At 74.1% G+C, this 20,824-nt stretch carries 20 protein-coding genes; 8 read left to right on the top strand and 12 right to left on the bottom strand.

All coding sequences use genetic code 11. The features are described 5' to 3' along the window. Positions 1-60 precede the first annotated feature (60 nt). Complete coding sequence (locus OG389_RS03545) at positions 61-429, top strand: HGxxPAAW family protein (RefSeq protein WP_328296976.1); 369 nt, start codon at positions 61-63, stop codon at positions 427-429. On the opposite strand, the gene OG389_RS03540 is transcribed toward OG389_RS03545, so the two are convergent. Beyond that, entirely contained in the window at positions 347-1,414 is a 1,068-nt protein-coding gene (locus OG389_RS03540) for a 2-oxoglutarate and iron-dependent oxygenase domain-containing protein (RefSeq protein WP_328296975.1), read from the bottom strand. The two genes, OG389_RS03545 and OG389_RS03540, sit on opposite strands and share 83 nt — an antisense overlap. Positions 1,415-1,633: 219 nt before the next feature. On the opposite strand from OG389_RS03540, the gene OG389_RS03535 reads away from it, so the two are divergent. Beyond that, positions 1,634-1,837: a cold-shock protein gene (locus OG389_RS03535; protein ID WP_328296974.1), complete on the top strand. Its 204-nt coding sequence runs from the start codon at positions 1,634-1,636 to the stop codon at positions 1,835-1,837. A gap of 96 nt (positions 1,838-1,933) precedes the next feature. After that, complete coding sequence (locus OG389_RS03530) at positions 1,934-2,458, top strand: kinase (protein ID WP_328303491.1); 525 nt, start codon at positions 1,934-1,936, stop codon at positions 2,456-2,458. Positions 2,459-2,691: 233 nt separating this feature from the next. Here OG389_RS03530 and OG389_RS03525 read toward each other — a convergent pair whose 3' ends face one another. Both OG389_RS03525 and OG389_RS03520 read right to left on the bottom strand, forming a co-directional pair. Beyond that, positions 2,692-3,231, bottom strand: a complete 540-nt coding sequence (locus OG389_RS03525; protein WP_328303489.1) for a TetR family transcriptional regulator — start codon at positions 3,229-3,231, stop codon at positions 2,692-2,694. A gap of 83 nt (positions 3,232-3,314) precedes the next feature. After that, positions 3,315-3,668: a DUF1304 domain-containing protein gene (locus OG389_RS03520; RefSeq protein ID WP_328296973.1), complete on the bottom strand. Its 354-nt coding sequence runs from the start codon at positions 3,666-3,668 to the stop codon at positions 3,315-3,317. Between the two features lie 110 nt (positions 3,669-3,778). Here OG389_RS03520 and OG389_RS03515 point away from each other — a divergent pair, with 110 nt between their 5' ends. Both OG389_RS03515 and OG389_RS03510 read left to right on the top strand, forming a co-directional pair. Beyond that, positions 3,779-4,819: a BtrH N-terminal domain-containing protein gene (locus OG389_RS03515; protein WP_328296972.1), complete on the top strand. Its 1,041-nt coding sequence runs from the start codon at positions 3,779-3,781 to the stop codon at positions 4,817-4,819. A 151-nt stretch (positions 4,820-4,970) separates the two neighbouring features. Next, complete coding sequence (locus tag OG389_RS03510; protein ID WP_328296971.1) at positions 4,971-6,707, top strand: cation:proton antiporter; 1,737 nt, start codon at positions 4,971-4,973, stop codon at positions 6,705-6,707. Between the two features lie 106 nt (positions 6,708-6,813). Here the strand turns inward: OG389_RS03510 and OG389_RS03505 are convergent, their stop codons facing one another. The 3 genes from OG389_RS03505 to OG389_RS03495 form a co-directional block, all read right to left on the bottom strand. Next, positions 6,814-7,002, bottom strand: coding sequence for a ferredoxin (locus tag OG389_RS03505; protein ID WP_328296970.1), 189 nt, complete (start codon positions 7,000-7,002; stop codon positions 6,814-6,816). A 53-nt stretch (positions 7,003-7,055) separates the two neighbouring features. Further along, a complete protein-coding gene (locus OG389_RS03500; protein ID WP_328296969.1) occupies positions 7,056-8,246 on the bottom strand; it encodes a cytochrome P450 in 1,191 nt (396 codons plus the stop codon). A gap of 207 nt (positions 8,247-8,453) precedes the next feature. Further along, on the bottom strand, positions 8,454-8,792 hold the full coding sequence (locus OG389_RS03495) for a thioredoxin family protein (RefSeq protein WP_328296968.1): 339 nt from the start codon (positions 8,790-8,792) through the stop codon (positions 8,454-8,456). Positions 8,793-8,931: 139 nt separating this feature from the next. Here OG389_RS03495 and OG389_RS03490 point away from each other — a divergent pair, with 139 nt between their 5' ends. After that, positions 8,932-9,201 carry a hypothetical protein gene (locus OG389_RS03490; RefSeq protein ID WP_328296967.1) on the top strand — a complete coding sequence of 90 codons (270 nt, stop codon included), beginning with the start codon at positions 8,932-8,934 and terminating at the stop codon, positions 9,199-9,201. Between the two features lie 91 nt (positions 9,202-9,292). On the opposite strand, the gene OG389_RS03485 is transcribed toward OG389_RS03490, so the two are convergent. After that, complete coding sequence (locus OG389_RS03485; RefSeq protein WP_328296966.1) at positions 9,293-9,667, bottom strand: DoxX family protein; 375 nt, start codon at positions 9,665-9,667, stop codon at positions 9,293-9,295. A gap of 226 nt (positions 9,668-9,893) precedes the next feature. Here OG389_RS03485 and OG389_RS03480 point away from each other — a divergent pair, with 226 nt between their 5' ends. Next, positions 9,894-10,253, top strand: a complete 360-nt coding sequence (locus tag OG389_RS03480) for a YciI family protein (RefSeq protein WP_328296965.1) — start codon at positions 9,894-9,896, stop codon at positions 10,251-10,253. A gap of 72 nt (positions 10,254-10,325) precedes the next feature. Further along, positions 10,326-11,561, top strand: coding sequence for an RNA polymerase sigma factor (locus tag OG389_RS03475; protein ID WP_328296964.1), 1,236 nt, complete (start codon positions 10,326-10,328; stop codon positions 11,559-11,561). Positions 11,562-11,621: 60 nt separating this feature from the next. Here OG389_RS03475 and OG389_RS03470 read toward each other — a convergent pair whose 3' ends face one another. From OG389_RS03470 to OG389_RS03450, 5 genes are all read right to left on the bottom strand, one after another. Then, entirely contained in the window at positions 11,622-13,106 is a 1,485-nt protein-coding gene (locus OG389_RS03470; protein WP_328296963.1) for a condensation domain-containing protein, read from the bottom strand. A gap of 131 nt (positions 13,107-13,237) precedes the next feature. Continuing rightward, a complete protein-coding gene (locus tag OG389_RS03465) occupies positions 13,238-13,522 on the bottom strand; it encodes a hypothetical protein (RefSeq protein WP_328296962.1) in 285 nt (94 codons plus the stop codon). Positions 13,523-13,551: 29 nt separating this feature from the next. After that, positions 13,552-14,544, bottom strand: a complete 993-nt coding sequence (locus OG389_RS03460) for an ABC transporter ATP-binding protein (protein ID WP_443059203.1) — start codon at positions 14,542-14,544, stop codon at positions 13,552-13,554. Beyond that, the gene (locus tag OG389_RS03455) at positions 14,541-17,357 is read right to left on the bottom strand and encodes a hypothetical protein (protein ID WP_328296961.1); all 2,817 of its coding nucleotides are present in this window, start codon (positions 17,355-17,357) and stop codon (positions 14,541-14,543) included. The genes OG389_RS03460 and OG389_RS03455 overlap by 4 nt, the downstream gene beginning before the upstream one ends. Continuing rightward, positions 17,354-20,710, bottom strand: coding sequence for an FtsX-like permease family protein (locus tag OG389_RS03450; RefSeq protein WP_328296960.1), 3,357 nt, complete (start codon positions 20,708-20,710; stop codon positions 17,354-17,356). The genes OG389_RS03455 and OG389_RS03450 overlap by 4 nt, the downstream gene beginning before the upstream one ends. Positions 20,711-20,824 lie beyond the last annotated feature (114 nt).

Raw genomic sequence — 20,824 nt, 5'->3', positions numbered from 1 at the left:
TGGCTTTCTCCGTGAGAGATCGCCTTTCGAGCCTACTGAACCGGCAACCGGAGGAGAACGATGAGCGCTCACGGCCACGTAGACCTCGGCCACACCGTGGCCGGCTGGACCGGAACCGCGATCGCCCTGGTGGGCACCGCGGCCGCGGGCGCGGCCGTGTGCGCGGCATGGACCCCCGGCATCTGGATCGGCCTCGGGACCGTCGCGGTCGCGGGACTCGTCACCTGGGCGCTGCACCTCGCCGGCTGGGGCAAGCCGAGCGGCCCCCGCCCGGAGAGCCAGTGGGACTGGCGGGTCCGCGACACCGTCGCGCACACCGGCCACACGGACTGCCTGGGCTGCCGCCTCAGCGGGGCGCGGCGAGGGATCGCAGCAGCCCCTCGGCCTCGATCCGCCGCGTCGTTGCCCGCTGCGGATAGCAGCGCATGAACATCCGGGTGAAGTGCTCCCCGTAGTGGATCACCGAGCCGCCCGTGCCGCCCGCACCCGCCCCACCGCCCCGGCCATCCAGCGCGCGCCCCGGGTCGAGCGGGCGGATCCGGGCCCCGAAGCGCGGCTCGTGGAAGTACGCGAGGGCGTGGCGCTCCCGGTCCGCCAGCCGCACCTTGTGCGGGGTCGACAGCAGGGCGCCGCCGGTCACGAACTGGAGGACGTCCCCGGGGAACACGGTCAGGACCCCCGCCACGGGCCGTACGAAGATCCAGCCGGGCCGGTGCTCGGCGAACCCCGCCGTGCTCTCGTCCGGCAGCCAGTTGCGCGGGCGGCTCTCGCCCGGCACGGGCGGCCGGACCCACAGCCCGCCGACCTCGTCCTGGGCGGCTATCACGAGGAACCCGTAGTCGGTGTGGGCGCCGATCCCGCGTTCCGAGGTCCGCGCGGCGGCCGGGAAGCGCAGCACCCGCATGTGGTGCCAGCCGTCGCGGGTCAGTCCCGCGAGCCGGTCGATGCCGGCCGGGCCGAGGCCGAGCCCGAGGGCCACGAGCCGCAGCAGTCGCCCGCCGAGCCCGCCGACGCCCGCGAGGTAGGCCTCCATGGCCGCCCGGTACCCGGGGTCGGGCCAGGGGACCGGGCCGTGGCAGGGCAGACCGGCGGCAGCCGCGGCGGGATCGATGTCCGGGGTGATGGTGAAGATCTCCGAGGCGTCCGGCCGGCCCGCCGTCACCTCCTCGCCCGAGGCGATGTACCCGCTGTACGAGGTGTCGTTGACGTAGCCGGCCTTCTCGGCCGCGGACCGGTCGAAGAACCGCCGGCTGGCCGCGAGCGCGGCCCGCGTGCGGGCCTCCTGTCCTCCGTCGGCGGCCACCTGGAAGATCCCGTCGCGCTGCCAGGCGCGGACCATGGCCCCGCCCAGTACGGTGTCCGCCGCCGTCCCGGTGATCCGGCCCGGCACCCGGAACGTTTCGAGCTCGCCCATGTCCGTCCCCTCTCGGGTCTGTCGGAGGGCCTCCTCAAGGACCCCGGAAGGGCCCGAACGAAGGCCTGCTCCCTCGTTTCACGGACGGTGCGGAGAAAAGTTCGAATAGCCGTAACCACCCCGGTTGGCCGCGCTTGGCGTGTGCGTCGAGCGATCAATGGGCAGGATCGGGTGCGGCCGCGTGTGCGGCCGGTGGAACGTTGTGAAGGATCAGTACAGATGGCAACAGGCATCGTGAAGTGGTTCAACTCGGAGAAGGGCTTCGGCTTCATCCAGCAGGACGACGGCGGCCCCGACGTGTTCGTGCACTTCTCCGCGATCCAGGGCACCGGCTTCAAGGAGCTGCTGGAGGGCGCGAAGGTCGAGTACAACGTAACGCAGGGGCCCAAGGGCCCCCAGGCGGATTCGGTGGTCACGCTTTAGCACCGCTTCACGGGCCCAGCGCGTGAGGTGAGCCCCGCCGGATGCTCCGGCGGGGCTCACGCACGTCCGGCGCGGACCGGTAGCGTGGGCCGGATGATGACGGGCACGCCGGACAGCCGGCTGATCGTGTTGCGCGGCAACTCCGCCTCGGGCAAGTCCTCGGTCGCGGAGGCGATCCGCGACCGTCACGGTCGCGGGGTCGCACTCGTGGGCCAGGACAACCTCCGGCGCGTCGTCCTGCGCGAGCGCGACGTGCCCGGCGCGGCCAACATCGGGCTCATCGGCAGCGTGGCGCGCTACGCACTGGACCACGGCTTCCACGTGATCGTCGAGGGGATCCTCTACGCGGACCGCTACGGCCCCATGCTCGACGCCCTGCGCCGGGCCCACCGCGGGCGGACGCACTTCTACTACCTCGACGTGCCGTTCGAGGAGACCCTGCGACGGCACGCGGGCAAACCCCATGCCGCCGAGTACGGCGAGGCGGAGCTGCGCGAGTGGTACCGGCCGCTCGACCTGCTGCCCGGCGACTGGGAGACGATCGTCGGGGCCGGGGACTCGCTGGAGGACACCGTGGCCCGGGTCATGGCCGAGGCAGGCCTGAGTGAGGAGCAGCCCTAGGCCAGGCCGGCCTCTCCCTCGGACCTGGCGGGGGAAATCGCCCGGAGTGGCCGTTCAGGCCGTCAAGTGGCCGTGGGGATGCGGGGCGCTGGAGGCGGGAGCAGGGCGGGCGAACTCGTACCGGTAGAAGGGGTGCCGGATGAGCTCGCGGGAGGTTTCCGGCGTGCTCGTGACATACATCGACGCCCGGCGGGCAGGACCGGACTCGCCCCGGCCCGGGCCTGAGGGTCCGCCTACCCCGCCCGGTGCAGGGCGATGAGGAGGGGCCAGATCCGGTCCGCCAGCGCGGCCGGGTCCGCCAGGTCGGCCGGGAACGCGCCGTGCAGCCAGTCCGCGAGGACCCCGGTGAAGGTGGCGGCCACCGCCGAGGCGACCAGATCGGGGCGCGGCGCGCCCACCGCGGCTCGTTCGGCGCGGCTGCGGGCGCGCAGCTCCCGGTACAGGCGCTCGCCGAGCGGGCCGCCGCCGCCCGGCAGGAGCAGGGTGCGGTAGAGCGGGGCGCGGTCGGCCGCGCCGCCGAGGAACGCGGCCAGCGCGGCCGGCGGCCGGGCCGGGGGGAGCGCCGCGGGGTCCGTCTGCCAGGCGTGCAGGGCGTCGACCGCCGCGTGCACGACATCGGCGCACGCGTCCACCGCGAGCGCGGTGAGGTCCTCGTAGTGCAGGTAGAAGGTGGCCCGGCCGACGCCCGCCCGGCGGACCACCGCCGAGACGCTGACCTCGGCGAGCGGCCGGTCCGCGCATTCGGCGAGGAGGCTCTCGCGCAGTCGAGCCATGGTGCGGGCGGTGCGGGGATCGGTGCGCGGAGCCGGGTCGGGATCCACCCGCCCGGGCGGATCCGTACGCGGGCCGTCGGGGGTCACGCGGCGAGCAGCGCCGCGCCCAGGGCGAGGGCGCCGGGCAGGGCCTGCGCGATCAGGATGCGGCGGTTGGCGGTCGCGGCCCCGTACACCCCGGCGACGATCACGCAGATGAGGAAGAAGATCTGCGTGGCGAGCGAGTCGATGACGAGGGACCAGACCAGGCCGGCGGCGAGGAAGCCGTTGTAGAGCCCCTGGTTGGCGGCCAGCGGAGCGGTCAGGCGGGCGGTGTCGGCGTCGAAGCCGGACAGGGCCCGGCCGGGGGGCCGCTGCCACAGGAACATCTCCAGCACCAGGAAGTACGCGTGCAGCGCGGCGACGAGGCCGATGAGGATCGATGCGACCGTGTGCACGGCCACCTCCCTGGGTGTGGGCGAGCGAGGCCGGTCCGTCCGACTTCCTGGACAACTGTACAGGAAGTTGCCTCGCGGTCGAGGGTCCGCGGCGCGGCTACGCTGACCGCATGACTGCGCTCGTATATGAAGACTTCACCCCCGGACACCACCGCGAGGCCACGCTGATCCGGCACGCGCTCGGCAGCGTGCACGAGGAGGCCCTGGTCGCGGGCCTGGCGGGCGGGATCGGCTTCATGTACTTCGTGTTCGAGTACGCGGGCCGGCCGCCGATGCCGACGATCGTCGCCCAGGCCCACCCCGACCCCTGGGTCCAGGTCGCCCTCGGCCGCCTGAACATCCCCTACGAGGCCACGCGCAGCGCCAGGCCGCGCTGGAACCGGGTGGAGGCCGCACTCGACGCGGGCGCCCCGGTGTTCTGCACCGTCGACCGCTCCGCCCTGCCCTGGCACGGTCCCGCGCCGACGGCCGAGCTGGCCGCCGCCGATCCGTACGTGGTCGTCGTGGTCGGCTACGACGGGGACACCTACTACATCGAGGACGGGGCGGGCGGGGCCCGGACTCCGTACGAGATCGGCCGGGAGGAGTTCGGCGCGGCCTGGTCCGGACACAAGAAGGGCCGCCACCAGATGGTGGTGACCACCGGCAAGCCGGCCGGCGAGCCGGACCTGGACGCGGCGATCGCCGCCACGGTCTCCCGCCTCACCGGGCCCGTGCTGGGCAACCACTTCGACGTCAACTTCGGCTTCTCCGGCATGGAGAAGTTCGCCGCGCAGCTGCGCGACAGCAGCACCAAGGCCGGCTGGGAGCGGCGGTTCGCCACCCCCGAGGCCTTCGCGCTGGGCGCCGGGCGGCTGTACGCCTGCCTGGAGGAGGAGTGGACCGCCCCGGGCGCCACCCGGCCGCTGTACGCGGACTTCCTCGACCTCGCCGGGCACGGGGACGCGGCCGCGCTCTTCCGGGAGTCCGGGCGGCAGTGGTCGGGGCTCGCGGACCTGGCCCGTACGGCGGACCTGGAGGCGGACGCCGCCGGACGTCGGGCGTTCTTCGACGCCTGCGCCGGGTTCGTGGACGGCGCCCTCGCGCTGGAGCGGGAGGCGGCCGGGCTGCTGCCGGCGGCGGCGGCCGAGCCCGCAGGGTCCGCCCGGTAGCGCACCCCGAGGTCCAGGGGGCCCGGGACCCCAGCACCCGGGACCCTGCGCCGAGTCAAAAGTTGAGTCGCTCAATTTTTGACGCGGCAAAACCTCTGCGCGTACGGTGGGCAAACCGTTCCCGAGTACCCCTTAAGGTCCCGTACCGCGCATGGAAATGACCCTCGTCTCGATCGTCGGTGTCACCAGCATCGTCGCCGTCGCCGCCTTCTCGAAGAGGCTCGGTCTCGCCGCCCCGCTGAGCCTGGTGGTCGTCGGCATCGCCCTCAGCTTCGTGCCGGGCATACCGACGCTCGCGGTGGAACCCGAATGGGTCCTGGCCGGAGTCCTGCCACCCCTGCTCTACTCGACGGCCGTCAACATGCCCGCGGCCGACTTCCGCCGCAACTTCAAGGCGATCAGCGGTCTCGCGGTCCTGCTGGTCGCCGTCACCACCCTCGGTGCGGGCTGGCTCTTCCACTGGCTCATGCCGGGCCTCGGCTGGCCCGCCGCCTTCGCCCTCGGCGCCGTGGTCAGCCCCACCGACGCGGTCGCCGCCACCTCCATGGGCAAGCGGCTGGGCCTGCCGTCCCGGTTGCTGACCATGCTCGAGGGGGAAGGGCTCGTCAACGACGCCTCCGCGCTGGTGCTGCTGCGCTCGGCGATCGCGGCGATGGCCGGAACCGTGTCCCTGGCCGGGGTCGCCGGGAACTTCCTGTTCTCCGTTGCCCTGGCCACCGCCGTCGGTGTCGTCGTCGGCCTGGTCAACGTCCGGGTCCGGGCGCTGCTCAGGGACAGCCTGCTGAACACGGCGATCTCCTTCGTCGTGCCCTTCGTCGCCTTCCTGCCGGCAGAGGAGTTCCACGCCTCCGGTGTCCTCGCCGTCGTCGTCGCCGGCCTGGTCACCGGCCACCAGAGCCCACGCTTCTTCAGTGCCCAGGACCGGCTGACCGAGGCGATGAACTGGCGCACCCTCGCCTTCCTGCTCGAAAGCGCGATCTTCCTCCTGATGGGCCTCGGCCTCAAGGGCCTCCTCGACGAGGTCGCCGCCGACGGGCTCAGCGCCACGCGCGCCCTGTTCATCGGCCTCGCGGCCGCCGCCCTGGTGATCGTCGCGCGCATGGTGTTCGTGGCCCCGCTCATCGCCTCGCTGCGCAAGGACGCGCGGCGGGCCGCCGAGAAGAAGCCCAGGCTCGACTGGCTGATGGACCGGCTCGGCGCTCCGGAGAGCGAAGTGCAGGCCAATCCGCTCCGGCCGCGCCGGGAGCTGTCGCCCCGGCGCCGCGAGCAGATGAAGGAACGCGTCACCCGGGCCTCGGCCGACGCCGACTTCAAGGTCAACGAGAGCCTCGGCTGGCGCAGCGGCGTGGCCCTGGCCTGGGCCGGGATGCGCGGGGCGATCACCGTCGCCGCGGCCCAGACCCTGCCCGAGGACACCCCGTACCGCCCCCAGCTGCTGCTCATCGCCTTCGTCGTGGCCACCACCACCCTGCTGCTCCAGGGTCTGAGCCTGCCCGCCGTGATCCGGTCCGTGAAGATCTCCGGCGACGACCCGGTCCGCTTCCGGGAGGAGTACGGGCGGCTGCTCGACGAGGTCGCCGCCGCCGGCCGGGCCGCACTGGAGGACCCGGACCTCGTGCGGAGCGACGGCAGCCCCTACTCGAAGGAGGTGCTCGCCAAGGTCCGCGAGGACGCCCGGCTGGACTTCGACGGGACCGTCCCCGTGCTCGGCGGCGGGCGCGAGCAATACGTGGACCTGCGGCTCGGTGTGATCGCGGCCTCGCGGGAGGCCGTACTGGCGGCCCGCTCGACCGGGATCTACAGCTCGCAGGCCATCAACCAGGCCCAGCAGGGGCTGGACCTGGACGAGGCCCTGTTCCAGCGCCTCGGAGCCGCCGCCCGGCATTGAGCCGGTGGCCGCCGCTCCTGGCCCGGGCCGTCACGGCGGCCCGGGCCTCCCCGAGTGCGGGCTCAAGCCCCCGAGTGGGGGGCTCAGGCCGCACCGACTGCGGGGCTCAGGCCTCCTCGATCGTGATCGCCGACACCGGACAGGCGCGGGCGGCCTCCCGCAGCAGAGGGCTGCCGCCGCCGTCCTCGCGGCCCGGCAGCAGCGTGCCGAAGCCGTCGTCGTCCTGGGTGAACACGCCCGGCGCGGTCAGGGCGCACTGGCCGGCCCCGATGCAGACGTCCGTGTCGACGGACACCCGAGCGGGGTGCGGGGCCGGCGGGGGCGGTGGGGTGGCCGGGCTCACCGGGCTCACCACGCCACGGGGAGTTCGATCATGCCCTGGACGGTGTCCCCGGGCTTGAAGGGGATCCGGTCCGGATCGGCCGCCAACCGCAGCCCCGGCAACCGTTCGAAGAGGGTGCCGAGCGCGATCTCCATCTCGGCGCGGGCCAGGTTCTGGCCCAGGCACTGGTGGATGCCGAAGCCGAAGGCCAGGTGGTGCCGGGTGGGCCGGTGCCAGTCCAGGGAGTCCGGCTCCGCGAAGACGGCCTCGTCGCGGTTGATCACGGAGGTGGAGAAGATCACCCCGTCGTCGGCGCGGACGGTCACCCCGCCGATCTCGATGTCCTGGGTCGCCACGCGGAGCATGCCGTCCGCGATCGACAGGAACCGCATCAGCTCCTCCACCGCTGCCGGCATCAGGGAGGGTTCGGCGCGCAGTTCGGCCAGCTGCTCCGGGTGGCTGAGGAGGGTGAAGGTACCCAGCGAGATCATGTTGGCCGTGGTCTCGTGCCCGGCGATGAGCAGGATCGCGGCCAGTGCGACCAGTTCCTCGACATCGGTCTCGCCGGTCTCCAGCCGCCGGGCGATCAGTTCGTCCAGCAGTCCGTCGCCGGGGTCGGCGCGTTTGTGCCCGATGAGCTCTCGCAGATAGCCGTTGAGCTGCTCGCGGGCGTCCTCCACATCGGCGATCCCGGGGCCGCGCAGCAGCCGCCGCGACTGGCTCTCGAAGAACTCGTGGTCCGCGTACGGGACCCCGAGCAGTGCGCAGATCACCATCGACGGCACCGGCAGGGCGAAGGCGCCGACCAGCTCGGCGCGCGGGCCGGCCGCGACCATCGCGTCGATCAACCGGTCCACGGTCTCCTGGATCCTGGGCCGCAGTGCGGCGGTGCGGCCCAGGGAGAAGCTCGGGATCAGCATCCGGCGCTGGGTGTTGTGGACGGGATCATCGACACCGAGCAGGGCGGCGCGACGGTTGCGCAGGCCCTTGAACCGCTGGGTGGGGGCCGGGAAGGAGAGGTTCTGGCGGTCGGCGGAGAGCCGGCCGTCGGCAAGCAGGGCGCGCGCCTCGGCGTGCCCGGTGACCACCCACACGGAGCGGCCGTCGAAGAGGGTGACGCGGGAGAGCGGCCGGCCCGCCCGAAGCGGCTCGTAGGCCGCCGGGGGGTGGTAGGGACAGGTCCGGTCCTGGGGGAAGGCAACGGTCTTCTCGGACATACAGCACCTCGCACGCGATGGTTCCGTTTCGCCGGGATCCATTACATGCCTAAGGCACCTATCCGATCCATGTGACTTTCGGCCACATCGCTCCCCTTCGCCCGAACGGCGCAAGGGGCTGCTTCGCCGGGGCTGTTGACGGGCTGGCGGAGGCTGCCCAGGTAGCCAACGTCCGGCAGTTCTGTACCTGGGGCCGCTGGGGGCTGGTCAGACGTGGGAGCCGAGGAACAGCCGGAAGTCCTCCGCCGTCATCGGCCCGGCCTGGGTCGCCACCGCCTCGCCGCCCGCGATGAGCACGGCGGTCGGGGCCCCGGTCACCCCGTACCGCTTGGTCTGTCCGGGGCAGCGGGTGATGTCCGCGCGCACCGCCGTCAGCCGTGCCCCGTACTCCTGCGTCAGCCCGGCGACGACCGTGTCCATCGCGCGGCAGGGCCCGATGGCCTTCGGCCAGCTCCCGCAGAAGTAGGCGAGCACCGGTCCGTCCGTCATGGCGAGGACGAAGTCGAATTCCTGATCCTCCAGTGGCTGGTGTACCCGACGTGCCATGGGTGGTGCTCCGCTTCGTGTGTGGTGCGATCCGAACGGTTCCCATCATCACCGCTCGGCCGCGGACGACGGGATTCGCCCCCGCCCCCGGGCCGCCTCCGGCCAGGGCATTGTCAGTGCCGTCTGTGAAGCTGCCGGTATGGACGACAGGATGCTCCGGCGCCGGGTCTACGGCGCCGATCACGACGACCCCGACCCGGGTCCGCTCCCGGGACACGCCTACGGAGAGCTCGTCGGCGGCCCCCTCGACGGACTGCTGCTCGACATCACGGGCTGGACCGGGCCCCAGCTCGACGAGGAGGCCCGGCTCCCGACGGAGATAGGGCGCTACGGTCCGGGCGGCCGCGCCCACTACCGCCGGCGCGCGGCCGATCCCGGCCACTGGGACTGGACGGGCGACAGCCGCTGACACCGGAGGCCGGCCGCCGCACCACCCTGGGCGGAGCGAGCCCGCCGCGCCTCCCGCGCGCAGTGGCCCGCCGCGCCGCCGCGAGCCGGTGTCAGCCCGCCGCGCTCCGGCTGACCTTGCGGGCCCACAGCACCAGGGGGACCTGCAGCGGCAGCCGGCCCACCGCCACGGCCCGCAGAGCGGGGGAGCGGTGGCGGGCGTCGGCGGCCATCTTGACGTTCGCGGGGAACACGCCGACGAAGAAGGCCGCTGTCGCCAGCGCGGCGACCCGGCGGGTACGCGGGTGGGCGACCCCGGCGGCGAGCGCGAGCTCCGCCACGCCGCTCGCGTACGTCCAGCGGCGCGGGCTGCCGGGAAGTGAGTGCGGCACGATCGCGTCGAACTGCTTGGGGGCGACGGCGTGCGCCACCGCCGCCCCGGCCAGCAGACCGGCGAGCAGGAGCGGCGAGGAAGGCAGGCGCGGCATGGGGAGGATCCTCTCGGAGGGGCCTGGGCCCGGCGATCCTACTCGTCAGTAGTGACGTGCGGGCCGGCCCCCGGAACTCTCCGGCGCCCCCCGTGACCACCCGCTCCGAGCGCGTCCCGGAATTCCCCGAAGATTTTTCCGCGAAGCTGTCGATCCCGGCGTCTCCCGTTCGACGCAGGGGTGAGAGGCGGGGAAAGCCCCCGTCCTCCCCGACCCAGGAGTCACCATGCCGCGTTTCCTTTCGATGGTCCGCATCGACGAGCAGAGCCTCACTCCGGACACCGCCTTCCCCGCCGACTTCGAGCAGCGCATGGGCGCCCTGATGGAGGAGATCACCAAGGCCGGGGTCATGCTCGACACCGCTGGCCTGCTCCCCACCTCCCAGGGGACCCGGGTGACCTGGTCAGGCGGCAAGCTCAGCTACACCGACGGGCCCTTCACCGAGACCAAGGAGGTCGTCGGCGGTTACGCCCTGATGCAGTGCAAGGACAAGGACGAGGCGCTGGAGTGGACCAAGCGCTTCCTGGAGGTCCACCCCGAGAACTGGACGGTCGGAATCGAGCTCCGTCAGCTCGACGAGGGCTGAGCACCCGCCCGGCCGCGTCGCACCGTTTGCCCTGCCTCGTCACGGCTGCTCTGATGGGTGGCCGTGACGGCAGTGAGTACGACCCGAGCGGTCGAATCGGTGTACAGGATCGAGTCCGCGCGGATCATCGCGGGCGTCGCCCGGATCGTGCGCGACATCGGCATCGCGCAGGAGATCACCCAGGACGCGCTGGTCGCGGCCCTGGAACAGTGGCCGGTCTCGGGCGTCCCCGACAGACCGGGGGCCTGGCTGATGGCCACCGCCAAACACCGGGCCATCGACCTCGTCCGCCGCAAGGAGACCTACGCCCGCAAGCTCGCGGAGGTCGGGCGCACCCTGGAGGACGTCCCGCCGGCCGAGGATCAGGCCGAGTTCCCGGACCCCGAGGACATCGACGACGACCTGCTGCGGCTGATCTTCACCGCCTGCCACCCCGTCCTCGCCACGGACGCCCGGATCGCGCTCACCCTGCGCCTGATGGGCGGTCTGACCACCCAGGAGATCGCCCGGGCCTTCCTCTGCCCCGAACCGACGGTCGCCCAGCGCATCGTCCGGGCGAAGCGGGCCCTGGCGAAGGCGGGGGTGCCCTTCGAGGTCCCGTACGGCGCGGACCGCGAGGAGCGCCTCGGTTCCGTCCTGGAGGTCATCTACCTCGTCTTCAACGAGGGCTACTCGGCGACGGCCGGAGACGATCTCGTCCGCCCCGCCCTGTGCGAGGACGCGCTGCGCCTCGTCCGGGTCCTGTCCGGGCTGATGCCCGAGGAACCCGAGGTGCACGGACTGGCCGCGCTGCTGGAGTTCCAGGCCTCCCGCATCGCCACCCGCACCGGCCCGGACGGCGAACCGGTGCTGCTCGCCGACCAGAACCGGTCCAAGTGGGACCGGATGCTGATCCGGCGCGGTGTCGTGGCCCTGCACCGGGCGGGCGCCGGCCCCTACTCCCTCCAGGCCGCCATCGCAGGCTGTCACGCCGATGCCGTCCGGTACGAGGACACGGACTGGCCGACGATCGCCACGCTCTACGGCCGTCTGGTCCTGCTGGTCCCGTCACCGGTGATCGAACTCAACCGGGCCGTCGCCGTCTCCATGGCCGAGGGCCCGGCGGCGGCGCTCCCCCTGGTGGACGCCCTGGCGGCGGAACCGGCCCTGCGCACCTACCACTTGCTGCCGAGCGTACGGGGAGACCTGTTGGAGCGCCTCGGCCGCCGCGCGGAGGCCCGCGCGGAGTTCGAGCGCGCCGCCTCCCTCACCCGCAACGCCCGGGAGGAGACCCTGCTGCGCGAGCGTGCCGCCCGCCTGGCCGACTGACCGCCGCGCGGCTCCGGCGCCCGGGGCGCACGGGCTCGGGGTCTCAAGGGCTCCGGCGGGTCAGGAGCGCCGGGCGAAGGCCGCCACGTCGCGCGGGGTCAGCGCCCCCGGCCGGCGCGGCGAGGTCAGCGCGATGGGGCGGCGGAAGGAACCGTGCCGGGCGATCTCCCGGACCGTCTCGCGCAGGGCCTCCAGGAGACCCTCCATCGTGCGGCGGGCGGTGGGGGTGTCCGAGTAGATCGAGTTGACGTGCAGCCCGTCCGCGTCCCGCTGGAACCAGGAAGAGGTGCCGTTGCCCTGGGCCAGCCACACGTGGGAGTTGGGCCGCCAGTCCTCGTGGCGCTCGGCGCCCGGGCACTTGCGCGTGTCGATGTACGAGAAGAAGTTGACCGGGTAGGGCCAGGAGCGGGCGGCGAACTCCTCGGGGGCGAGCAGCTCCCAGGCCCGCACGAACGGTACGTCGATGTGGCCGATCATCTCGGTGAACCCGGCCCGCACGGACGCCATGACCTGCGCGAAGTCCCGGCCGGGGGAGGCGTCGAACTCGACGGGCAGCGTGTTGACGAACCACCCCACCGAGTTCGTCCACGCGGCGCGGCCGCGCTCGCTCACCGGCATGAACCCCCGGTAGACGCCCGGCCCGCCCGCCTCCCGCAGGCAGACGGCGACGGCGGCGAGCAGGCCCATGAACGGCTTCCCGTCGGCCGCCAGACAGGCCTTCGCGAACACCTCGGCCTCGGCGGCGTCCAGCAGCTGCGAGGCCTCGTTCACGGTCGCGTACATCCGGCCCGGCTCCACACCCAGTTCGAGGGGGAAGCGGGGGAAGAAGTCGCCGTCGCCGCGCGCGATGAACTCCTTCCAGTAGCCCAGTCGTTCGTCGTCGGCATCGATGGAGAGATAGCGGCGCCGCTGCTCCTCGGCGAAGTCGAGATAGCTCGGCGCGGGCGCCGGGTCGAGCTGTTCCCCGCGGCGCAGGGCCTCGTAGCCGTTCTGCACCTCTTGGACCACGACCGGCATCGTCAGCCCGTCGCAGACGATGTGGTCGAAGGCGAGGTAGACGGTCGCCGAGTCCTCGCGCAGCACCGCGCCCATCGTGAACAGGGGCCAGGACAGGGTGTCGATGCTCCGCTTGAACCGCTCCACCAGGAAGCCGGTCAGCTCCGCGCTGCTGTCGAAGGAAGCCACCTCGAGGGAGTCCAGAACCAGTTGCTCGGGAGGGATCGGCACGCACGCCAACTCCCCGGCGAGGCGCCGGAACTCGCAGCGCAGCACCTCGTGCCGGCGGGCGAAGGCCAGCAGCGAGCGCGTCAGGGCGTCCTCGTCCAGTGCGCCCGCGACCTCGAACGTGATCGCGATCCACGAAGCGATGGGATCATCGGCCGCACGGCTCTCCTCGGCGACGGTGAAGTGCTTGTCCTGGTTGAAGGAGGCCCTCCTGTCCGCCGCGCCACCCGCATCGGTGCTCTCCGCCGCCGTGGACCGCAACCGCCACTCGACGACCCGACCGGGTGCCATGTGGTGCATCTCCAGAGGAAACTGCCGCATTCCGTCATCCCTTCGCCCCCCGAGTCAACCCCGAGCGCCTAACGACACCCGGGCCACGGAAGTGACGCGCACGCGACGGATCACCGGGCGGCGCACCGCGCGGGCCGGAGCACGCGCCCCGCCCTCGGGTCTCACCAGCCCTGGGCGTCGAGCGCGTCCGCGAGCCGGGTCAGGAAGGTGCGGAACGCGGACTCGGCGTAGGGCCGCTGTGCCGGGTACGGCGTGAACGCCGAGGCGAGTGCGGCGCCCGAGGCCACGGCCTCGCGCAGGCCGGCGGCCTGCACGGACAGGGGCCGAGGGCTGATCGGCTCCTCGCGCAGGGCGAGGGCGAATCGGCGGACCGGTTCCTCGTCGAGCTCCGAACAGGCTTTTCGGAACATCGCGTTGTACAGGATGCCGTTGACCGGACCGGACACCCACGGCTCCGTCACCCTCGTCGTCCGGGTCAGCCCGCGGCCGGGTCCGGCGACCCGTCCGGGCCAGGCGCCGACGCGTCGTCGGGGCGCAGCTCGATGTGGTCCGCGGCCAGGTCCACCGCCACCCGGTGCTCCATCCCCAGCGCCTCCAGGAACTTCTGCGGGAGCTGCACCCGCCCCGTGCGGTCCAGCATCACGTACTCGCGTTCGCTGACCGACTCGGCGCCGTGCTCGTCGGTGACCGTGCGGCGCAGCACCTCGCTGCTCGTGCGGCCGTCGCGCATCGCCACCGTGCGCCGGACCTCGCCCGCGACGAGCGGGTCGTGGGTCACGATGACCACGGTCGCGCCCAGTTCCCGGTTGACGGTCCGGAACGCCTCGAAGATCGCTCCGCCCGTCTCGGAGTCCAGCTCACCGGTCGGCTCGTCGGCGAGCAGTACCGACGGATCGTTGGCCATCGCCACCGCGATGGCCACGCGCTGCTGCTGGCCGCCCGAGAGCTCTGCGGGCCGGCGGTTCGCCAGATCACCGATCTCCAGGGCTTCGAGGAGCTCACCGGTGCGGACCGCGTGCCGTTTGGCGGCCGCGCGGCGGCCACCCTTCAACTGCATCGGCAGGGCGATGTTCTGCGCCGTGGTCAGGAAGGGCAGCAGGTTGCGGGCCGTCTGCTGCCAGACGAACCCGACCGCCTCGCGCCGGTAGCGCAGCCGGTCGCGGGCGGACATCTCCAGCAGGTCGTAGCCGCCGACGCTGGCGGTGCCGGCCGTGGGCACGTCCAGGCCCGCCAGGATGTTCAGCAGCGTGGACTTTCCGCTGCCCGACGCGCCGACCAGGGCCATCAGGTCGCCCTGCCGCACGGTCAGTTCCAGCCCCTGCAGGGCCTGTACCTCGACCCCGTCCGTGCTGAAGATCCGTACCAGGCGGTCGCAGGCGATGGCCGTGTCCGCCCCGTGCTTTCGCGGTGCGGCGGCGGCCAGGGCCTGCTGCCGCAGCTCGTCGTAGGTGGGCTGCTCGCTGTTCACCGCTGGTCTCCCGCTCTCAACTCGGTCGTGATCTGTCGCCTGCCGGATATCGCCGCCTCCGCCAGCACGGCCCCCGCGACCAGGACGGCCAGGCCCAGGGCCTGCGTCAGCACGGGCCGTACGAGGACCGGCAGGCCGGCCTGTATCTTCGCGCCGACCAGCGTCGACAGGTCCAGGGCCGGACCCAGCAGGGCGACGGCCCCCACCGAGACCAGGGCGCCGCCGAGTGCGGCGGCCAGCGCCAGGGGCACCGACTCGGTGAGGATCAGCCACACTGCCTGCCGGGGCCGCAGGCCCATTGTGCGCAGTCGCGCGAGGAGCGCCGCGCGGTCCGGGGCGGCCCTGACCAGGGTCAGCAGGACGGCCAGCAGCGCGAAGCCCGCGGCGCCGGCCAGGGAGGCCCAGAAGAGCCGCTCGGCGGAGCGCTGCAGCGGGTCGGAGCCCAGCTCGGCGGACGACGCGGCGCTCGTGCGGATGCGGTACCGCTCGGCGGCGGCCGTCGGGTCCTCGGCGCGGACCAGCTGCTCCAGCCGGTGCTGGCTGATCGCGCCGAGCGCGAACCAGTAGTTGGGCGGCCCCATCTGGGGCACGGAGGCCAGTACCGGACCGGCGGGCAGCACCACGGTGGTGGACTTGGCGCCCGGCCGGGCGGGCGTGCCGTCGAGCACGCCCACCACCTTCAGCCGCAGCTCCCCGCCGTTCTCCAGCCGCAGTTGGTAGCCGGTGGTGTCGTCCGCCGCGAGGTCCCCGCTGATCAGCGCCGGTATCGTCGCGCCCGAGGTACCCGCGGCGCCGGTCGCCAGGACCGCCGGATCGAACCGGCCGCGCCCGACGGCGCCGGACAGCTTCGCGTACTCCACGGGGTCCGCGACGATCACGGAGATCTGGGTGCGGCCCGCCCTGGTGCCGGAGAGGAAGACGTTGTCGTCGCTCCACACCTTCACCGAGGACCGTACGCCGGGCAGTGCGGCCGCGGCCTTCGTGAGCGCGTCCGGGAGCACCCCGCTGGGCGCCGACAACTGGGCGTCGCCGCCGACGGCCTCCCGCGCCGCCTGGAGCCGGGCGTCGGCCACCGCGGTCAGGACCGTGGCGCCGAAACCGCCCGTGGTCACGGCCAGCAGCATCGCGACGAGGGGCAGTACGGACGGGCGCGACCGCCGTGCGGTGCCCCGCGCGGCCCGGGCCAGTCCCAGGAAGCCGATCAGCCCAGGACCCCGCCCGGCCGCCCGGGCCAGTGCCCCGACCAGGACGGGCTGGAGCCGGGCCAGCAGCAGGCCGCCGCAGAGCGCGAGCAGCAGTGGGGCGGCGACCAGCAGCGGATCCACCCCGGTGCCGGCCGGGGCCACCCCGCGCGACTGGACCTCGTACACGGCGGCCGCGGTGGCGGCCAGCACGAGCAGCTCGGCGACCACGCGACGACGGGGGCCCGGCCCGCGCGGCGGCGCCAGCAGCACGGCGGCCCGCAGGGGGAAGGCCAGCAGTGACAGGAGCGTGGCGGCCGCGGCGGCCAGCAGGGTGCCCGCCAGGCGGGGCGTCGGCAGCAGGACCACGGCGAGCACCGTCGCGAGCACGGCGGCGGGCAGGACCGTGACGGCGTGCTCCGCGAGCAGCCGGCGCACGATGCCCGCGCGCGAGCCTCCGCGGGCCAGCAGCAGCCGTAGCTCGGTCTCCCGCCGGTCCCCGGTGAGCCCGGCCGCCAGACAGAACACCACGAAGGCCACCCCGGCCACCCCGGCCGGACCCATCGCGGCGAGCGGCGCGGCCGCCTGGCGCCGGGCCTCGGCCAGCGTGAACAGTTCGGGCAGGCGGGAGGTGACGCGCAGATCGCTCCGGTGCGTCTCCCGGGTCAGACGCGTCGCGGTCGGGCCGTTCACGTAGGACGCGACCGCCTTGGCGGTGGCGCGCAGTTGATCGGCCCGCAGGGACCCGGTGTCGACGGGGATCCGCCAGAAGTCCCGGGTGCCGCCCTCACCCCAATCACCGAGCCGGTCGAGGCCTTCGGGGCCGGTGAGGGCCGCGGTCTGCCAGTACGGGATCGGCGGGTGGCTCGGGGTCTGGGTGAGGCAGGCGCGGGTGAGGCAGCCGGGGTCGCCGTTCCAGTAGTCCTCGGCCGCGTCGTTCGCGGCGTACAGGCCCACGACCTCCGCCTTGACGGTGGTCAGGGCCTGGCCGGTGGTGGTCTCCAGCACCATCCCGACCCGGACCCCGAGGGTCTTCGCCGCGCTCTGCGACAGCGCGACGGCCACGGGGCCACCCGGCGTGGAGGCGGCGCCCGGCCAGCGTCCCTCGACGAGCCGGACGTGGTCCGGGGCCTCGCGCAGGTGGTAGAGCGCGAGCTGGGGAGGCATGCCCTCGGGGGCGGCCAGTCCGGGGGTCGCGAGCGAGCGGGCATCCGCGGAGGTCCCGTGGGCGGGGCCGGAGGGAGCCACGGCGAAACCGGGGGCGGTCCGGGCGACCAGGGTGGCCAGTACCTCGTCCAGCTCCTGCGGGCTCTGCTCCCCGTACCGGGGGCGTGCGCTGACGAACAGGCTGGTCTGGTCGGTGCCGCGGGACTCCAGGAAGGAGCGCAGGGCCTGGTCCGTGCCCCGGTCCACGGCGCGCGGCAGAGCGGCGGAGAGCAGGACGGCGACGAAGGCCAGGGCCGCGCCGAGCAGGGTGCTCAGCGGGGTCGCGCGCAGCCGGGTCCGCACCCAGGGCGCGGGCGGGGACAGGGCGCGCCGGGAGGTCCCGGCCGGTGCCCCCGGACCGGTCCGCGCCGGGGCCGTGCCGTCCGGGGTACGCCGGTCGGCGTCGGTTGGGGCCGGCCCGGTCATATGTCCTCCACGTGCCGCAGCCGGTCGGCTGTGTTCGAGCGGTTCTGGTTGCGCCGGCCACCGAAGACCGCCGACAGCAGCGGGGCCGCGGCGATGACGGCGGCGAGCAGCAGGGTCCGGGCCACGGGCAGGTCCACCAGCACCTCGGGCACCGGGCGGCCCGCGGCCGGCGTCAGCACGGTCAGCGGTACGACGAGGTGGACGATGACCACGCCCAGGGCGAGTCCGACGGTGGTTCCGAGCCCCACCAGCACACAGCTCTCGGCCGTGGCCGTACGGGCCAGGTCCCGGCGCCTCGCCCCCAGTGCGAGGAGCACCGAGAACTCCCGGGCCCGCTCCCGGGCGGCCGCCGCCGCGGAGGCCGCGAAGCCGATCGCCGCGAGGACCGCGCAGGCCACGGCGAGCGCGGCGAGCGCGCCCTGCGGGCCCGCGCTGAGCGGGTCGTCGAGCAGGGTCGCGGCCACTTCGCCGCGCAGCCGCACCTGCTGGGAGCCCGCGCCGGAACGCAGTTCGGCGGCGGCCCGGGCCGGCGCCGGATCGTCGGCGGAGGCGGCGGGCAGCCACCACTCGCCGGGCATCGGCAGCTCCCGGCCGCCGGCCGCGAGCACCCGGCCGGCGGTGGCCAGATCGACGGCGATCGCGGTGTCCCCCGCGACGGGCAGCGAACCGATCGCGGCGGTGACCCGGACCGGAAGCGTGGCGCCGCCCAGCTGGACGGGGACCAGATCGCCCACGGCCCCGCCGATCGCGTCGAGGTACGCCCGGGTGGCGACCCCCGGGACCTCGGCGGCCGGAGCGGGCCCCGGCGTCAGATCGACCTCCACGCCGCCGCGCTCGCCGGAACCGTCGCGGTAGCGCAGCCTGACCAGCTCGGGGCCGCCCGCGGCCGGACCGGCGCCCGCGAGCAGTTCGGCGGAGGGGCTGCCGTCGGTGAGCGACGGAGCCGACAGCTTCCAGCCGGGTGCGGCCACGGCGACCGGAGCGGGCGCGCCGTCCCGGGTCTGCGCGACCGCGAGGCTCCGTACGGTCAACTCGTCGAAGATCTTGACCACTTCGCCGGGCTTGCGCGGGTCGAGCTCGGCGCCGCTGTTCAGGTCGGTACCCGGGAGCGTGCCTTCCCGATCGTACGAGAACACGAGCCCGGCCAGGCTCAGCGGAGTGGCGGCCGACCCGACCGGGGCGCCGATCAGCGGGCCGATGTGGATCGGCAGGGTGGCGTCACCGCTCTCCGGGAGCTGGGCCATCGGCGCCCGGTAGGTGATGCCGAACCGGTCGCGCAGCAGCAGGCTGAGGCCGGGCCGGCCGCCCGCGCCGGTGGACCGGACCGAGACGGAGACGTCGATGCGCTGGGGGTTGCCGGGGAGGGGGATGCCGGTGGTGACGTCCGCGGCGGCCGAAGCGGCCGGGGAGGGCCGCGCGGGTGCGAGCGGGGCGAACAGGTCCCGCATGCCGCGCCCGTCGCGCAGGTCGGCCCGCAGGCCGACCCGGTCGGCGACGGCCGCCGCGTCCAGCGCCATCACCTGTCCGGCGCGCCCTCCCGGCAGTTGGTTCGGGGTCCGCAGCACAGGCAGCACGCGCTCCCCGCCGGGCAGCGCCGCGTACCGGCCGCCCCGGCCCATCGCGGGCAGGTCGCTGCCGGAGATCAGCAGGCCACCGGCCGAGGTGAAGTCGGCCTGGTCGCGCTGGGACATGGACCAGGCGGTGTGCTGGCCCAGGGCGAGGACCCCGCTGGACACGGCGAGTACGAGCAGCAGCACCGGCCCGGTGGCCCGTCGCGGCCGGCGGGCGAGCTGCCAGCCGACGAGCGCCGGACCCAGGCCCCGGCCCCGGGCGGCGATCCGCGCGCCCAGCCGCGCCGCGAACGGCAGCAGCCGCAGTACCAGCAGCGTGCCCGCGCACAGCGCCAGCGTCGGCGCGGCGACCAGTACCGGGTCCACGCCGAACAGCCCGTCGGACCGGGCAGCCGCCGGGCCCGGCGAGCCCGCGCCGTACCGGGAGAGCTGCTCGTAGGCGAGTACGGCCAGGGCCACCAGCGCCAGGTCGGCGCCGGAGCGGGCGGCCCCCGCGACGAGCGCCTGGCGGCGGCCGGTCCGGTGCAGGGCGGCGGCAGCGGCGCCGCGCAGCACCACGGGCAGGGTGGTCAGCGCGACGCAGCCGAGGGCGCAGCCCGCCGCGACGGGCCAGAGCAGCCAGCTCCGGGTGACGGCGAACGGGACGTGGGCCAGCGAGCCGTAGCCGCCTAGCAGGCGCAGCAGCGCCGGGGTCAGCAGCGGCGCGAGGAGGGCGGCGGGCAGCGCCAGCAGCAGCGACTGGGCCGCGGTGAGCACGCCGAGCCGGCGGCGGGAGGCGCCGCGCGCGGTGAGCAGGGCGCGCTCGCCCTCCTGGCGCTCCGTCAGCAGGTGCGATACGAGCAGCAGCGCCGCGCCGGCCAGGACGGCGAGTTGCAGGGCCCCGACCAGCAGGGTGGACCGGGCGACGGTCAGACCCGACCCCAGTTCCCCGAGCAGCACCGGCAGGTCGGTCTCGGAGCGCAGGCCGGAGACCCGCTGGAGCGTTTCGGAAGCCTTGGCGGCCCGGGCCCGGACCGCCTCGGCCCCGGCGGGGTCGACGGTGGCGAAGTCGGGGGTGAGGAGCACCACGCGGCTGTCCTGCGTCAGACCGCCGGCGGTGAACGCGGAATCGTCCACCAGCAGCGGGCCGTACGTGGCGAATCCGGCCACCTGGAGTCCGCGGGCGCCGAGCGGATCGAGCCGCCAGTACGGGGAGTCCGGGTCGGCGGGCCGGTAGACGCCGGTCACCAGCACGGTCAGCGGCGAGCCGCCGTAGCGGTCGGCGAGGCGCACCTCGGCGGGCAGTGCCCCCTCGGCCAGCCCGAGTCGGTCCAGCGCGGCCTTCGGCACGGCCACGGGAACCCGGCCGCCGGGACCGGGGACAGGTCCCGCGACGGGCTGCGGCCACGCACCGGCGAGGAGCCGTACGCGCTCCTTGGCGAAGGCCGCCAGCAGGGTCAGGTCGGCATCCTTGCCAGGGGTGTTCGGGCCCGGCAGCCCGTACGAACGGCTGCGCGCCACACTCTCGGCGGCGGCCGGCAGCGGGCCGAACAGTTCGCGCGCGAAGCCCCGTACCGCCTCGTCGTCCTTGGCGCGGTCCGCCGACGGATGCCCACCACTGATCAGTACGGTGCTGCGCGCGTGGCCGGGTCCCTGGAGGGCCTGGCGCAGTCCGGCCTCGCCCACGGTGCGGGTGAACGCGAAGAGCGCCGTCAGCACCGTCGTGGTGATCAAAACGGTCAACAGTACGGCGGCTGCGAGCGGCAATCGCCCGCGCAGCCGGCGCACGACGAAGCCGAGCATGTTCCTGTTCCTCCCCCGCACCGGACTGGTAGCCCCGGATAGCGGACGATGCTGCCAGATTCGAACAGATAGCGGAAGGGACTTGCGTGAATGGTGCATCGGATGAACAAATCG

It is taken from the genome of Streptomyces sp. NBC_00435 (genome assembly GCF_036014235.1).
Lineage (GTDB): Bacteria > Actinomycetota > Actinomycetes > Streptomycetales > Streptomycetaceae > Streptomyces.
The sequence above is the reverse complement of the archived record's forward strand: the minus strand, read 5'-3'. Positions and strand labels throughout refer to the sequence as shown.

Excerpts from the sequence above, each read along its gene's own strand:
- OG389_RS03530 (WP_328303491.1), top strand. The coding sequence starts at position 1,934 with ATGACGGGCACGCCGGACAGCCGGCTGATCGTGTTGCGCGGCAACTCC.
- OG389_RS03455 (WP_328296961.1), bottom strand. The coding sequence starts at position 17,357 with ATGACCGGGCCGGCCCCAACCGACGCCGACCGGCGTACCCCGGACGGC.
- OG389_RS03535 (WP_328296974.1), top strand. The coding sequence starts at position 1,634 with ATGGCAACAGGCATCGTGAAGTGGTTCAACTCGGAGAAGGGCTTCGGC.
- OG389_RS03525 (WP_328303489.1), bottom strand. The coding sequence starts at position 3,231 with ATGGCTCGACTGCGCGAGAGCCTCCTCGCCGAATGCGCGGACCGGCCG.
- OG389_RS03490 (WP_328296967.1), top strand. The coding sequence starts at position 8,932 with ATGGACGACAGGATGCTCCGGCGCCGGGTCTACGGCGCCGATCACGAC.
- OG389_RS03540 (WP_328296975.1), bottom strand. The coding sequence starts at position 1,414 with ATGGGCGAGCTCGAAACGTTCCGGGTGCCGGGCCGGATCACCGGGACG.
- OG389_RS03450 (WP_328296960.1), bottom strand. The coding sequence starts at position 20,710 with ATGCTCGGCTTCGTCGTGCGCCGGCTGCGCGGGCGATTGCCGCTCGCA.
- OG389_RS03480 (WP_328296965.1), top strand. The coding sequence starts at position 9,894 with ATGCCGCGTTTCCTTTCGATGGTCCGCATCGACGAGCAGAGCCTCACT.
- OG389_RS03545 (WP_328296976.1), top strand. The coding sequence starts at position 61 with ATGAGCGCTCACGGCCACGTAGACCTCGGCCACACCGTGGCCGGCTGG.
- OG389_RS03500 (WP_328296969.1), bottom strand. The coding sequence starts at position 8,246 with ATGTCCGAGAAGACCGTTGCCTTCCCCCAGGACCGGACCTGTCCCTAC.
- OG389_RS03515 (WP_328296972.1), top strand. The coding sequence starts at position 3,779 with ATGACTGCGCTCGTATATGAAGACTTCACCCCCGGACACCACCGCGAG.
- OG389_RS03510 (WP_328296971.1), top strand. The coding sequence starts at position 4,971 with ATGGAAATGACCCTCGTCTCGATCGTCGGTGTCACCAGCATCGTCGCC.
- OG389_RS03495 (WP_328296968.1), bottom strand. The coding sequence starts at position 8,792 with ATGGCACGTCGGGTACACCAGCCACTGGAGGATCAGGAATTCGACTTC.
- OG389_RS03470 (WP_328296963.1), bottom strand. The coding sequence starts at position 13,106 with ATGCGGCAGTTTCCTCTGGAGATGCACCACATGGCACCCGGTCGGGTC.
- OG389_RS03485 (WP_328296966.1), bottom strand. The coding sequence starts at position 9,667 with ATGCCGCGCCTGCCTTCCTCGCCGCTCCTGCTCGCCGGTCTGCTGGCC.